This window comes from Nocardia vaccinii NBRC 15922 (genome assembly GCF_001613305.1).
In the GTDB taxonomy this organism is placed as follows: Bacteria; Actinomycetota; Actinomycetes; order Mycobacteriales; family Mycobacteriaceae; genus Nocardia; species Nocardia vaccinii.
This window is the reverse complement of record NZ_BDCC01000009.1, coordinates 88,967-103,866: the sequence shown is the minus strand read 5'-3', so window position 1 is coordinate 103,866 and position 14,900 is coordinate 88,967. Positions and strand designations below refer to the sequence as shown.

Sequence of the window (14,900 nt, the reverse complement as noted above, 5' to 3'; positions counted from 1 at the left end):
GCGGTCCGGCATCTGATGAGGGACAACGGGAGCGCGGTAGGCCTTGCGGGACGTGACGGCAGCCGCGCTCGGGAAAGGGACTGCGAGCAGTGAAACATCATCGTAGTAAGCCGAATCGGGTGCAGCGCGCGGTGGCAACCTCGTTGCCGTTGGCCACCGCAGCCGCCGTTGCCACTCTGCTGGCGGCGCCGGCCGGTGCGGACCCGGTGAGTCCGTCCGCGGTTCCGACCACGCCCGCCCAGCCGGGCGACACGCAGGCGGGTAGCCCCTCGACGCAGAATCGGGCTCCGGCGCAACCGGGCGTCACCAAGCCGGGTCAGCAGTCGAACGACACCAACACTCCGCAGCCCGGTGTGACCGCGCCCCAGCCGGGCGTGACCGCGCCGCAGCCGGGGGTCACCCAGCCCAATTCCGATGGGACGCAACCGGATCAGAGTCTGACCGGTCCCGTTCAGCCGGGTGTGACCACGCCGCGCGTCGCGCCGCTGCCGGTGCCGGGGCAGAACACCCAGGAGCAGAACGGTCCGGCGCAACCGGCCATCATGCCCGGTCCGAACGAGACCCAGCCGCAGCCGAGCCAGCAGCCGGGCCAGGACACCAACACCATGAACGGGCTGGCCGGCAACGGCAATGCCCACCAGGGCACCGTGCAGGCCCCGCCGCGCTGGAATTCGCCCAGCCTGCACTCCGCCCCGGCCGCGCCGGTCGTGCAGATGAACGGTCCGCACACCGAGGTCGGCGCGAATATCGACGGCGGTAGCGTCGCGCCCGGTTATGTGGCCAATACGCACCACTTCAACAACGCCAATGGCTACGTCGGAACAGTCGGGTACCGGACGCCTACGGGGACCGGCGATGCGGGCGTCTCGATCGAGTACGTCGAGGCCAACAAGATCAAGGTCACCACCTACACCCACACCACGGGTATCGATGACCTCAAGGCCCGCACCGGTTTCAACGACGTCAAGAACGAGACCTACATCGACTCCACCCAGGCCAACGCGGCCAAGGCCGCGGTGGAGGGCTGGATCCGGATGCAGCCGGGCGGGGTCGCCGCACTCGATGCGGCCGCGCACGTTGGTAAGCTGCCGGAGGGGAATTACGCCCCGCAGACGGTGAATGTCGCCGGTGTCACCACCCAGTGGAGTGGTTCGGTCCAGAACTGATATTCGGTACGGGCTGGCCGGAGGCGCCGGTACAAGCTGATTCGACGTGGGGCGGTCGTTGGTTGACCGCCCCACGCGGGTGTCATGGGGAAGGAACGGGTGATGGCCTCCATGGACGATGCGGAACACGACGAATCGGGGGAGCCGGTTCCGTCGTCGCGCGATCGTGGCGAGTCGGGTTTCGGGCCGCCGACGTCCGAATTCGGCCCGCCGGTGGGTGAATTCGGCCCTCCCGTTGATGCGTTCGGCCCGCCGACCGCCACTGGGAAACCAGTGGGATGGCAGCCCGCCGATGGTCCGGAGCGCCCTACCGTCGGATGGCAGCCCGCCGATACACCCGAGCGCCCCAGTCTCGGCTGGCAGCCGGTCGATCAGCCTGCGCCACCGACCGTGCCCGCGCCGCCGCAGCAGTACCGTGCGCCGGACTCGACGGGTTCCCGGGAAATCGTGCAGCCGCAGCCGTACCGTGCGCCGGACTCGACCGGTTCGCGCGAGATCGTGCAGCCGCAGCAGTACCGTGCGCCCGATTCGACCGGCTCGCAGGAGACGGTGCGGTATGGGGATCAGTCCGCTGCTCAGCAGGGTGGGCCGGATACGGGTTCGCGCTGGCGGGCCGCGCCGCCTCGCCCGCCCGAGCAACCCGGCGATGCGCCCAAGCCCCAATACGGCCAGTCCGGACAGCCGCGCTCGCTGTGGGACGACGACGACCTGGCCAAGAAGCTCGCGGCCCCGCGCGAGCCGAGCGTCGCCGCCCGCGGATCCGGATCCGGCAAGGGTTCGTCCTCGGGCTCGCTGTGGGATGACGACGATCTGGTCTTGAAGGTCGGCGGTACGTCCGGCCGCCCGCTTTCCGCGCCGTCCGCCGAGCGACCACGCCGTAACCGTGGTGTGTTGATCGGTGGGATCGCCGCGGCGGTTGTCGTGGTGGTGGCGATCGTGGGCGTGGTCGTCTTCGCCATGCGTGGGAAAGGGGAGACCGACACCTCCGCCGTCGCGACGTCGGCCCCGGCGGCAGGATCGGGGTTGGATTGCGCGGCGAAGACGACGCCGACAATGGTCGTGGGAAATGGACCCGGGGACACCAACAGTGGGCCGGGGGCGATCCTGGGTTACTGGCACGCGCTCATCGTGGATCGTGACGCGCGGCTGATGCACAGCTTCGCTGCGCCGAACGTGAACCTCCAGCCTGTCCAGGAACTGCAGGCCACGATCGACGCACAGATTCCGAAGGGCGCTACCTTCTGCGCGACGATCACGATGCAGGCGCCTGGCCAGTACAGCGTGGTGGTTACCCAGCGCGATCCCAGCGGCAAGATAACCGGTTACAACCCGGAAGTGATTACGACCGGGATCGTTGGCGGTAAGACTCTCGTGCAGTTGACCCGGGTGCTAAATTGACCACAATGTGAGATTTTGGTTTCATAATTTGGGTTGTCGCGTGCAATGGTGAGTGTGTTCGAAGATTCACCCTCGCACTCGGAGGTGTCCCTATGTCGCCGATCTCACCCTCGCTGTCCAGTCGTCTCGACGGTCTGCAGAGTTCGGCGATTCGTGACTTGTTGAAGCTGACCGAGCGACCGGAGGTCATCGGTCTGGCTGGTGGCCTGCCTGACGAACACCTCATGCCGCGCGATCGGATCGCGCTGGCCGCCGAGTCGGCGCTCTCCGATCGTTCGCGGTTGCAGTACACCCAGTCGGCGGGTTGGGGACCTTTGCGGGACGTGCTCGCGGCACGCGAGTCGGCTCGGCTGGGCCGATCGGTGCCGGTCGAGGAGGTCTTCGTCACCCACGGCTCGCAGCAAGCGTTGTCACTACTGGGCGAGGTGCTGCTGGACCCGGGCGCGCTGGTTGTGGTGGAGGATCCGGCCTATGTCGGTGCGCTGCAGGTGTTCCGTGCCGCGAGGGCGCGAATCGTGTCGGTTCCGCTGGATGAGGAAGGTATGCGCGTCGATGTTCTCGGCGAACTGCTCGAGCGCGGTGAGCGTCCCGCGGTCGTGCATACGGTCAGCAACTTCCACAATCCGCGCGGGGTGACGTTGAGCGCGCGGCGACGCTCGGAACTGGCCGGGTTCGCCGACCGGTACGGCTTCTGGGTGATCGAGGACGATCCCTACGGTGAGCTGTGGTTCGATCGCCGCTCGCCGGACCCGGTCGCCACACACTCGCCCAACGTGATTCGGCTCTCCAGTGCCTCCAAGATCCTCGCTCCATCGCTGCGTGCGGGCTGGATGGTCGCGCCGGACGTGGTCTGTCGTGGGGTGGAACTGCTCAAACAGGGCGCGGACCTGTGCGGTTCGGCGCTGACTCAGCAGATCACCGCCGAACTGCTCGCCGACTCGGATTGGCTTGCCGCGCACGTGAATACGGTGCGAAGTAGCTACGGCGAGCGGGCGAAGGCGCTGGTCGGCGCGCTCCGCGAACGGTTCGGGGAGCGTATCGTCAGCACCGACGCGGCAGGCGGCATGTTCGTGTGGGCGGCCTTCACCGACGGCACAGATACTGCCGAATTGCTCTCGCGCGCAGTCGATCACGGTGTTGCCTATGTCCCCGGGTCCGCATTCGCGGTCGATTCGGACTACCGCAACGCAATGCGTCTGTGCTTCACCACCTTCGACGCGACGGTTCTGCGCGAGGCCGTGGATCGGCTGGCCCGCGCCCTCGGCGAGTAAGACGTGGTCGGCGAATCCGCACGGGCGGGGGAGGATTCGTGTCCGGATCGGACGGTTCGGGTGTTGTCGGCGGTTCGACTGCTCTCGTAGGGTCGAATGTGCTCGGGGTAGTAGTCGACAAGGGATCGGGAGGATGTCGAATGATCAGGAAGATAATGGCGAGTGCGGTGCTCGCGGTGGGGCTGGCGTCGATAGGGGCGGGCGTGGCGCAAGCCGACCTCTGTCCGCCGTCTCCGCCGGTTCAGCCAGGTGTGTGCAATAACCCTTCGGCGCCGCCGTTGCCGACGCCTCCTACGCAGCCCGGGGTTGGACCCGGACCGGCCAGCCCTCGGTGATGGCCCCTCAGGCCCTCGCACCGCGGTAGGCGTCGGAGAACGAAACTGTGCCCGGCAGATCTGATCTGCCGGGCACGGGCGTATCTCGATCGGGATGTGCGAGAACGGACGGCCTGGGCATGCGCTTCGGGGTGTAGCGGCTTGTTGTGCGGGTGGTGCACTACTGTGAGGTGCAGCTACTAGCCGGTAACGGGTTGGGGTGTGTGAGGCGGGGCCGTGCGTTCGTCGGCGGCGTTCGGTGATCTCCGGCCCGGGACCGACGACCAGGACGTAGACGTCACCAACGAGCGTTTCGGCAACCGCTGGAGGAGTCGAGGATGACGAAGACATCGCAATCGCAGTCTCAGCCGTCCGGGGAGTTGGGGCCCGCGCAGCGGGAGGCCGCGTGGGAGCGGCTGGGGCGGGATCATTTCGACGTGGTGGTCGTCGGCGGCGGGGTGGTCGGCGCGGGTATCGCGCTGGACGCGGCCACCCGGGGGCTCGAGGTCGCGCTGGTGGAGGCGCGCGATCTGGCCTCGGGGACGTCGAGTCGCTCGTCCAAGATGTTCCACGGCGGGCTGCGGTATCTCGAACAGCTGGACTTCGGTCTGGTGCGGGAGGCGCTGCACGAGCGCGAGTTGAGCCTGAAAACCCTTGCGCCGCATCTGGTCAAGCCGCTGCGGTTCCTGTATCCGCTGACCCACCGGCTCTGGGAACGGCCCTACGTCGCCTCGGGACTGGTGCTGTACGACACCATGGGCGGTGCGAAATCCGTTCCGGGACAACATCATCTGACCCGATCGGCGGCGCTGCGGCTGTCTCCCGGAATCCGCCGGGACGCGCTGATCGGCGGGGTCACCTACTACGACACGGTCGTCGACGACGCCCGGCACACCATGACCGTGGCCCGCACCGCGGCGCACTACGGCGCGGTCGTCCGGACCTCCACACAGGTGGTGGGATTTCTGCGCGAGGCCGATCGCGTGGTCGGGGTGAAGGTGCGCGACAGCGAGGACGGCCGCACCACCCAGGTGCGCGGTCATGTGGTGATCAATGCGACGGGTGTGTGGACCGACGAGATCCAGGCCCTGTCGAACCAGCGCGGCAGGTTCCACGTGCGCGCCTCCAAAGGGATACACATAGTGGTGCCGCGCGATCGGATCACCAGTGAGGCCGCGCTTATTCTGCGCACTCCGACCTCGGTGCTTTTCGTCATCCCGTGGGGTGCGGGCCACTGGATCGTCGGAACCACCGACACCGACTGGAATCTCGATCTCGCCCATCCCGCGGCGACCAAGGCCGATATCGACTATCTACTCGAGCGTGTGAATCAGGTGCTGGTCACCCCACTCACCCACGAGGACATCCAGGGCGTCTACGCCGGACTGCGGCCATTGCTGGCCGGGGAGAGCGATGAGACCTCCAAGCTCTCCCGCGAACATGCCGTCGCGCGGATCTGCCCGGGTCTGGTGGCCATCGCCGGCGGGAAGTACACCACCTACCGGGTGATGGCCTACGACGCGGTGGACGCCGCGGCGCAGGACATCCCGCAGCGGGTCTCCCCGTCGATCACCGAGAAGGTGCCGCTGCTGGGTGCGGACGGATATTTCGCCCTGCTCAACCAGGCCCCGCAGCTGGCCCAGACCTACGGTGTGCATCCGTATCGGATCGAGCATCTGCTCGACCGCTACGGCTCGCTGGTCACCGACGTTCTCGATCTCGCGGCCGGCGATCCCGATCTGCTGCAACCGATCACCGAGGCCCCGACCTATCTGCGGGTGGAGGCGATCTACGCGGCCGCGGCCGAGGGCGCGCTGCATCTGGACGACATCCTGGCCCGACGCACCCGCATCTCCATCGAGTACTCCCATCGCGGCGTGGCCTGCGCTGAGGAGACGGCTCGGCTGGTCGCGCCGGTCCTGGGCTGGAACGGAGAGCGTATCGCCCGGGAGGTCGAGACCTACAACGCCCGCGTGGACGCCGAGGTCTGCTCGCAGACGCAGCCGGACGACGTCTCGGCCGATGCCCTTCGGGCCGCCGCTCCCGAACCGCGCCCGCAGATCCTCGAGCCGGTCCCCGCCGACGGCTGAATCTCGGCGCACCGACGCGACGACATCGAAGGATCGTGCCGGCTACGACGCGAACATCCTGGCCGATGACGCGACCGTACGCCCGACCCAGTCGCGTTGTCCCGACCGCGAGTCGAGGTGGGCCGGGCGTCCGGTGACGGGATATCACCGGGGTGCTGTGCCCTTCCGACGAGCGCCCGCCGCCGAGCGGACGCTCGCGCAGACGGTCGTGTTCGGGTCGGCCTATCCGGTGTGCTGCGCGGTGTGCAGTAGCAGATAGCCGAGCAGCAGCATGACGGCAAGTGCGACCAGCGTGTACACCAGTTGCAGGGCGATTCGCGCGATGCGTCGGGCGGTGGCTGCGGTCATGGACGACCTGTCTCGTGTTTTCCCATCGACAGTGATGTCGGTTGGCCGGAACGAGATATTAGCTATTGAGTGGCAAACGCCACTGCGTAGTGGGCGGGCGCGTCGCGGGAAAGTTGTGCGAGTCCGGGGTCACTCCTGGCAGCCGGTGCAGAAGTAGATCGCGCGCTCGCTGTCCGGTCCCTCGCCGATGAGGGTCAGGGTCAGGTTGGTGCCGCATCGGCGGCACGGTTGCCGGTGGCGGCGGTAGACGTACGGCCGCCAGGGGGGATCGTGTGCGGCGCTGTGCAGCACTCGATGCGCCCGATCGACCAGGGCGGGCAGATCGGGTACCGATCCGACCGGGCGGCGCGGGTCGACGCGTTCGATGAAGCAGATCTCGCTGCGGTAGATATTGCCGATCCCGGCCAGGTTGCGCTGGTCGAGCAGCGCCAGCCCGATCGGGCGATCCGGCTCCGCGATCAGTCGGCGAACCGCTTCGGCCGCATCCCAATTCGGGCCCAGTAGATCCGGGCCGAGCCGGTCCAGGACGGTGTGTTCCTGGTCGCGGCGCAGCACTTCCACGGTTCCCAGCGCGAAGCCCACGGCCTCGGCCTCGGCGGTGGCCAGGATCAGCCGGGCGGTGAACGCCGGTTTGGTCCAGCGTTGACCGGGTGCGAACACGCGCCACGTGCCCTCCATCTTCAGATGGGTGTGAACGCTGACCGTCGGGGTTCGCACGAACAGATGTTTGCCGTAACTGCCGACCTCCTGCACCGGCTGTCCCGCCAGATCCAGCGTCGCATACCGCGGCACCCGGAAATCGCTGCGCACCAACGTCTTTCCGGCCAATGCCGTGCGCAGTCTCGCCGCGGCGCGGAAAACGGTGTCACCCTCGGGCATCGTGGTCTCCCGCCGGTGATCGGCCTTCGCTATGCCTCGGCGCCCGCGGATAAGCGTGACGCGCAAAGCGGCCGAGACCACATGGTGGTTCCGATCCGTGCGGATGTCGCGGCGCTGTCGAACGTGTTCGCCGCGTCGTAGGGCTCGCCGTTCGTGGGCGTCGAGGCCTGTCCCGGTCGCCCGGCCTCGTTGTGCGGCCCGGACGCACCGCGTGCTCGGGTCTCGTCACGAGTTCCGGTGCCGGGCGCACCACGATGCTCGGACGGTTCGGCCTTCGCGCAGGCCGCGACCCGGGCTCACGTTGTGCGAGCGGGTGGGTCGCCCGGCCTCGGCCACTCACGGCCTGCTCCGTAGACGGAAACCGCGCGGGGTGGCGGCGAAACCGGCTTCGGTCAGGAAGGCGGCGAACGTGTTGCCGTGTACGGATTCCCCGTCGACGCGCTCCACGACCAGTGAGTCGATGTGGTGGTCGTGGACCAGCGCGGCCAGTGCCGCGGCGGCGTGGGTGCGGCGGTGTGGGTCCTCGGTGAAGGTCAGCAGGGTCTTGCCGCCGCGTTCGAGGTAGAGGGTGAGTTCGCCGTCGACGAGGACGACAAGGGCCCCGGCCTTGCGCCCGGGACGGTGTCCCGCGCCCTCGGCCGTCCCCTTCGGCCAGGGCAGCGCCGCGCCGTAGGGGTTGGCCGGGTCGCAGGCGGCAAGAGCCAGGGATGTGTCCGAAGTATGTTGTGCGCGTTCGGATTCGGCGGATCGCTCGGTGTCGAAGGAGCGCAACCGGTCCACCACGTCGGTCGTGGAGAACTGTGCGCCGCCGAGCGAATCGATGAAATAACCGCGTCGACAGCGGCCGCGGTCCTCGAATTCGGTGAGCACGCGATACATCAGTGCGAAGCCGCCCGGAACCTGTTCGCCCTGAACCGATCCCCGGGTCAGCACCCCGTACCGCTCCAACAGCAGATCGGCCGTGGCATGTGCGCGAATCGTGTTGTCCACCAGGCGCTCCGGCAACAGCGACCAACGTCCGGCGACCGTCGGCGGACCCGTGCGGGTCGGCATATTCGCCCGCGGCAGATACATCCGTCCCCGCGGCGTGCGCCGGGGCGCACGATGCGTGGTGGTGCTGCGCGTGGTCCCCGACAGCAGCGCGCGCACCGGCGCGAACGTGTCACCCGCGACGTGTCCGGCCCACACCAGCTCCCACAGCGCCGCGGCCACCGCCGCGTCATCGAGCAGTCCGGTGGCATCGGAGAGCTGCCGGAAGAAATACGCCCCGCCCGCCGATGGGACCACTCGTGCCGATCCGCTGCTGTCGGTGAGCGGTTCGTCCGGTGAACGTGAATCGTCCTCCGAAGGCGTTTCGGCCGCTTGCGAGATGACGGTGGCACCGAGAGCGAGCAGGAGTTGGGTCTGGGTTTCGGTGAGGTCGATGTCGTCGGGCGGAGGGAGGGTCAGGGCGGCATGCTCGGCGGGATGCAGGGCGATCCAGCCGTCCTTGGCGGTGAGGGAGCCGTGGCCGGACCAGATGACCTCGCCGGTGGACATCAGCTCGTCCAGCATGGCGGGCGAATAGTCGCGCACTCGGGCGGGGAAGATCAGGGACTCCCATGCCGAGGCCGGAATCGGCACGCCCGCAAGCTGTTCCACGACCGAAGCCACACCGTCGACGCCGCGCAACTGGCCGGTGCTCACCTGCTGCCAGGCGGGCAGGAACCGGGCGAACGCGGTGGTCGCCACGGGTTCGATCTCCTTGCGCGCCGCGGCCAGCGAGCGCCGCCGCAACCGGCGCAGCACCTGGGTGTCGCACCATTCCGTACCGGCCGAGCCGGGGGTGAATTCGCCCTCCACGACCCGCTTTTCGGCGGCGAGCCGATGCAGGGCGGTCGCCGCGACGGCCGGGCCGATACCGAATCGGCGGGACAGTGCCGCCAACTCGAACGGGCCGTGCGTGCGCGCGTACCGGCCGACCAGATCGCCGAGGGGATCGGCGACCGGCTCGACGAACGCCGCCGGAACCCCGATCGGCAGCGGTACACCCAGCGCGTCGCGCAGCCGTGCGGCATCCTCGATCGCAACCCACCACTGCTGTCCGGCATACGAAACCGCGAGGGCGCGACGGGCTTCGGCGAGTTCGGCGAACCACGGTCCGGGATCGGCGGTACATCGCAGCGCCGCCTCGGCCGGGGTCAGCGGGCCCAGCAGACGCAGCAGATCAGCCAGCGCCTCGGCGTCGCGGGCCTGGCGTTCGGGTGTCAGGCGCTGCAATTCGCGTTCGGTGAGTTCGAGTACCCCGGCGTCGAGCAGTTCCCGTAGTTCCACCCGGCCGAGCAGTTCGGCGAGCAGGCCCGAGTCCAGTGACAGCGCCGCGGCACGCCGTTCGGCCAATGGACTGTCGCCCTCGTACATGAACTGGGCGATGTAGTCGAACAGCAGGGCGTTGGCGAACGGCGAGGGAGTGGCGGTCTCGACCTCGACCAGTCGCAGCTTGCGGTGAGCGATGCCGGTCTGCAGTTCGCGCAGGGAGAACAGATCGTAGACGTCCTGCAGACATTCGCGCGCGGTCTCCAGCAGGATCGGAAAATCCGGGAATTTGCGCGCCACATCCAGCAGTTGCGCCGCGCGTTGGCGCTGCTGCCACAGCGGTGCGCGGCGGCCCGGATCGCGGCGCGGCAGCAACAGCGCCCGCGCCGCGCACTCCCGGAACCGGGACGCGAACAGCGCCGAGCCGCCGACCTGTTCGGTCACCACGTCGTCGATCTCGTCCGGTTCGAAGACGAACAGATCCGCACCCGGCGGGTCGTCGGTGGTGTCGGGCAGGCGCACCACGATCCCGTCGTCCGAGGCCTGCGGCGCGGCGTCCACCCCGAAACGCTCACGCAGCCGCGCACCCACCGCCAACGCCCACGGCGCGTGCACCGGCAGTCCGTACGGCGAATGCAGGACCACCCGCCAATCACCGAGCTCGTCCCGGAACCGCTCGACCAGCAACGTTCGATCGGTCGGCAGATGCCCCGTCGCGGACCGCTGATCCCGCAGCAGCGCAACCAGATTGGCGGTCGCGAAATCGTCGAGCCCCGCGCTGTGCGCGATATCGCCGAATTCGTCGATATCGCGGACGCCTCGGCTCGCGCGGCGGGACGGAATGCGCCCCTGATCGTCGCTCGCCCCAGCCCGCTCGCGTTGCGAATCGGTCGGCGCACCGCCGTCCGGCGATATCGCTGCGTCGAGTAGTGCATCGATCCTGGCCGAAGTCGCGCGCTCGATCGCCTGACCCGCGGTCCGCACGAATTCACCCAGGGCCCTGCCCAATTCGGCGGGGCGGCCGAGAGAATCGCCGTGCCAGAAGGGAAGCCGGCCCGGGAGGCCGAAGGCAGGGGTGACCAGGACGCGATCGTGGGTGATCTCCTCGATGCGCCAACTCGTCGCGCCGAGGGCGAAGACGTCGCCGACGCGGGACTCGTAGACCATCTCCTCGTCGAGCTCGCCGACGCGAGAAGCCTTCTCGCCCACCATGAACACCGGGAACAGGCCGCGGTCCGGAATCGCGCCGCCGGAGGTGACGGCCAGGCGCTGTGCCCCCGGACGCCCGGTCAGTGTGCCCGCGTCGCGGTCCCACACCACGCGCGGGCGCAGCTCGGCGAATTCATCCGAGGGATAGCGCCCGGACAGCAGGTCCAGCACCGACTCGTAGGCCGAACGCGGCAGTGTCGCATAGCTTCCCGTGCCCCGGACGATGTCGAACCAGGTATCGACGTCGATCGGGTCCAGGGCGCAGGCCGCGACGGTCTGCTGGGCCAGGATGTCCAGCGGATGCGCGGGAATCCGCAGCTGTTCGATCTGCCCGGCCGTCATCCGCATCGAGGCGACCGCGCAGTGGATCACATCGGTGCGATGCTTGGGGAAGATCACGCCGCGGGAGATCTCGCCGACCTGGTGTCCGGCCCGCCCGACCCGCTGTAAGCCGCTCGCCACCGAGGGCGGCGCCTCCACCTGCACCACCAGATCGACCGCACCCATATCGATGCCGAGTTCGAGACTGCTCGTGGCGACCACGCAGCGTAGCCGGCCGGTCTTGAGGTCGTCCTCGATGATGGCGCGCTGCTCCTTGCTCACCGACCCGTGATGCGCACGAGCCAGCAGCGACGTACTGCCGTGATTGACGTCCGAGGTCGAGCCCAGCAGCGCCGGAGTGCGCCGGGCGGGCTCGGGTGCGGGCCCGGAGTCCGCGGAACTCCCGCCGATCCGTTCGGCATATGTCTCGTTCAAGCGGGCGGTGAGCCGTTCGGCCAGCCGCCGTGAATTGGCGAAGACGATCGAGGACCGGTGTGCCAGAACGAGATCCACGATGGCCGAATCGACGTGCGGCCAGATCGAGCCGGGCTGATCCGAATCACCCGCCGGGTCCGGCTCGGTCATATCCGCCACCGGGACCCGCACCGACAGATCGAAGGTCTTCGGCGCGGGCGGGGCGACGATGGTTATGGGTGCGCCGCCGACCAGGAACCGGCCGATCTCCTCCGGCGGCCGGACCGTGGCGGACAGGCCGATCCGCTGGGCGGGCCGCTCGGTCAGCCCGTCCAACCGGGCCAGTGAAAGTGCCAGGTGCGCACCTCGTTTGGAGCCCGCGATGGCGTGTATCTCGTCCACGATGACGGTGTGCACCGAACGCAGCGTCTCCCGCGTGGCCGAAGTGAGCATCAGGAACAGTGACTCGGGAGTGGTGATCAGAATGTCCGGTGGGGTGCGCTGCAACGATCTGCGCGCGGCCGCGGTGGTATCGCCCGAGCGCACCCCCACGCTGATCTCGGGCGCGGGCAGCCCGAGCCGCTTGGCGGTCTGGGTCACCCCGACCAGCGGTGATCGCAGATTGCGCTCCACATCCACTGCCAGCGCCTTGAGCGGTGAGATGTACAACACACTGGTGCCGCCGACCTCCCGCGCCGGGGGCCGCGCCGCGAGCTGGTCGATCGCCCACAGAAATGCCGACAACGTCTTGCCCGACCCGGTCGGCGCGATGACCAGCGTGTGCTCCCCGGCGGCGATCGCCCGCCACGCACCCAGCTGAGCGGCCGTCGGCGCGGCGAAGGCGCCGTCGAACCACTCCTGCGTAGGTAGGGAGAACTGGTCCATGCGCACAGTCTGCACCCCGGCACCGACACGAGCCCGCGCCTCGGCCGGCACCCTGCGCCCCGGCGTGAAGGATCTCCCGGGCTGTGCGTATTCCTGGCCAGTCCGGCCGCGGGTCACATCAACGGCGCTCAGGTACTGGTCGACGGCGGTTTGTTCCGGACCCTCCGACGCCTGCGCCGTGCGCCGGGGCACGCCGAAGGTCGGCAGAACTACCCGGCGGAGAACTCGATGCCCTGCGCCAGGGGCAGCTCGGTGGAGTAGTTGATCGTGTTGGTGGCACGGCGCATGTACGCCTTCCACGAGTCCGAGCCGGATTCGCGACCACCGCCGGTCTGCTTCTCGCCGCCGAACGCACCGCCGATCTCCGCCCCCGAGGTGCCGATGTTGACGTTGGCTATGCCGCAGTCGGAGCCGTCGGCGGCGAGGAATCGCTCCGCCTCGCGCTGGTCGCGAGTGAACACCGCGGAAGACAGACCCTGGGGAACCTGGTTGTGCAGGGCGATCGCGTCGTCGAACTCGTCGTAGGTGAGCAGGTACAGGATGGGCGCGAAGGTCTCCTCGCGCACCACCTCGGTCTGCGCGGGCATCCGCACGATCGCCGGGCGCACATAATAGGACTCCTCGCCGTTGACCATGACACGCTCACCGCCGCAGAGCAATTCGCCGCCGTCGGCGAGAGCGCGGGCGAGTGCGTCCTGCATCGACGTGTAGGCCCGGCCGCTGATCAGCGGCCCGACCAGTACGCCGTCCTCCAGTGGATCTCCCACGCGCAGTTGGTGATACGCACGGCACAGCCGGTCGGTCAGCGGGCCGACGACGTCCGTGTGCGCGATCACCCGCCGCAACGTGGTGCAGCGCTGCCCCGCGGTGCCCGCGGCGGCGAAAACCACGGCGCGCGTAGTCAATTCCAGATCTGCCGACGGGGCGACGATCGCCGCGTTGTTCCCGCCCAGTTCCAGCAGGCAGCGTCCGAACCGGGCCGCCACCCGGGGGCCCACGGTGCGGCCCATCCGCACCGATCCCGTCGCGCTGACCAGTGCGACCCGCTCGTCGTCCACCAGGCGTTGCCCGACGTCGGCCGCGCCCTGGATCAGCTGATGGATCTCCGGGTCCGCGCCTACGTCGGCGGCCGCGCGCCGGATCAGCGCATGACCGGCCAGTGCGGTCAAAGGCGTTGTCTCCGAGGGCTTCCAGACCACGGTGTCACCACAGACCAGGGCGATCGCGGTATTCCACGACCAGACCGCCACCGGAAAGTTGAACGCCGAGAGCACCCCGACGACGCCGAGCGGGTGCCAGGTCTCCATGAGGCGGTGTCCGGGACGCTCGGAGGTCATGGTGCGTCCGTACAGTTGCCGGGACAGGCCCACGGCGAACTCGCAGACGTCGATCATCTCCTGCACCTCGCCGCGCGCTTCCGCGCCGATCTTGCCCGCCTCCAGGGTGACGAGTTCGCCCAGCTCGCGCAGGTTCTCCCGCAGTAGTTCGCCCAGCCGCCGCACCACCGCGGCCCGCTGTGCCGCGGGCACCGTGCGCCAGGTGTGAAATGCGGTGGCGGCCTTGTCGATCGCGGCCTCGACCGCCGCATCGTCACTCGGTGCGAGGGTGGTCAGCGTCCCGCCGGTGATCGGTGTGCGCGCCACCAGCGCACCGGGCGCGGGCAGGGTGACGCCCATGCTCAGCAGGAGTCCTTCGGCGTGTGCGGCCGGATCGCCGACGACCGATGCGGCACGTGTCATGGGTACCTCCGTAAGGGTGCGGGTGTAGGGCGGCGGCCGCGGTTCCGGCCACGAGTCCGAATCGCTGCGTTAGCCTTCGCTGATGGCGGATGCATCGGCGAAACCTGTTCTGGACGAGATCGATCGACTATTGATCCGCGAGCTGACCGAGGACGGCCGCGCCACGCTGTCCAACCTGGCGGAGAAGGCGAACTTGTCGGTGTCCGCAGTGCAGTCGCGGGTGCGCCGCCTCGAGGCGCGGGGCGTGATCCAGGGATACACCGCGAAGATCGATCCGGAGGCGCTGGGGCAACTGCTGTCGGCATTCGTCGCGATCACTCCTCTCGACCCGTCCCAGCCCGATGAAGCCCCCGCCCTGCTCCGGCACGTCCCGGGTATCGAGGCGTGTCATTCGGTGGCCGGCGAGGAGAGCTACATCCTGCTGGTGCGGGTGGCCTCCCCCCGGCATCTGGAGCAGTTGTTGCAAGAGATCCGCGCGACGGCCAACGTCCGGACACGAAGCACCATCATTCTGCAGACATTCTATGACAGATGATCTCCGATCGTAACTTCTACGGAAGTCTGTAGAGAT

The 14,900-nt window shown here is 68.7% G+C and carries 9 protein-coding genes; 5 read left to right on the top strand and 4 right to left on the bottom strand.

Features of this window, described 5'->3' with window-relative positions; all coding sequences use genetic code 11:
* The first annotated feature begins 89 nt into the window (after positions 1 to 89).
* The 4 genes from NV1_RS05155 to NV1_RS05140 all read left to right on the top strand — a co-directional run bounded on the left by NV1_RS05155 (position 90) and on the right by NV1_RS05140 (position 6,239).
* The gene (locus NV1_RS05155; RefSeq protein ID WP_245713559.1) at positions 90 to 1,166 is read left to right on the top strand and encodes a hypothetical protein; all 1,077 of its coding nucleotides are present in this window, start codon (positions 90 to 92) and stop codon (positions 1,164 to 1,166) included.
* 102 nt (positions 1,167 to 1,268) lie between these two features.
* Positions 1,269 to 2,564: a DUF8176 domain-containing protein gene (locus tag NV1_RS05150; protein ID WP_157116581.1), complete on the top strand. Its 1,296-nt coding sequence runs from the start codon at positions 1,269 to 1,271 to the stop codon at positions 2,562 to 2,564.
* Between the two features lie 92 nt (positions 2,565 to 2,656).
* A complete protein-coding gene (locus NV1_RS05145; protein WP_067886040.1) occupies positions 2,657 to 3,835 on the top strand; it encodes an aminotransferase-like domain-containing protein in 1,179 nt (392 codons plus the stop codon).
* 652 nt (positions 3,836 to 4,487) lie between these two features.
* Positions 4,488 to 6,239: a glycerol-3-phosphate dehydrogenase/oxidase gene (locus tag NV1_RS05140; RefSeq protein ID WP_067886039.1), complete on the top strand. Its 1,752-nt coding sequence runs from the start codon at positions 4,488 to 4,490 to the stop codon at positions 6,237 to 6,239.
* A 222-nt stretch (positions 6,240 to 6,461) separates the two neighbouring features.
* Here the strand turns inward: NV1_RS05140 and NV1_RS46310 are convergent, their stop codons facing one another.
* The 4 genes from NV1_RS46310 to amaB form a co-directional block, all read right to left on the bottom strand.
* Positions 6,462 to 6,587 carry a hypothetical protein gene (locus NV1_RS46310; RefSeq protein ID WP_281181786.1) on the bottom strand — a complete coding sequence of 42 codons (126 nt, stop codon included), beginning with the start codon at positions 6,585 to 6,587 and terminating at the stop codon, positions 6,462 to 6,464.
* 129 nt (positions 6,588 to 6,716) lie between these two features.
* Entirely contained in the window at positions 6,717 to 7,466 is a 750-nt protein-coding gene (locus tag NV1_RS05135) for a DNA-formamidopyrimidine glycosylase family protein (protein WP_067886036.1), read from the bottom strand.
* Positions 7,467 to 7,802: 336 nt separating this feature from the next.
* On the bottom strand, positions 7,803 to 12,590 hold the full coding sequence (locus NV1_RS05130; protein ID WP_067886656.1) for an ATP-dependent helicase: 4,788 nt from the start codon (positions 12,588 to 12,590) through the stop codon (positions 7,803 to 7,805).
* A gap of 209 nt (positions 12,591 to 12,799) precedes the next feature.
* Positions 12,800 to 14,329, bottom strand: a complete 1,530-nt coding sequence (gene amaB / locus NV1_RS05125) for an L-piperidine-6-carboxylate dehydrogenase (RefSeq protein WP_084525098.1) — start codon at positions 14,327 to 14,329, stop codon at positions 12,800 to 12,802.
* Positions 14,330 to 14,411: 82 nt separating this feature from the next.
* On the opposite strand from amaB, the gene NV1_RS05120 reads away from it, so the two are divergent.
* Positions 14,412 to 14,864 (top strand): Lrp/AsnC family transcriptional regulator, encoded by a 453-nt coding sequence (locus NV1_RS05120; protein WP_067886034.1) that lies wholly within the window; start codon positions 14,412 to 14,414, stop codon positions 14,862 to 14,864.
* Positions 14,865 to 14,900 lie beyond the last annotated feature (36 nt).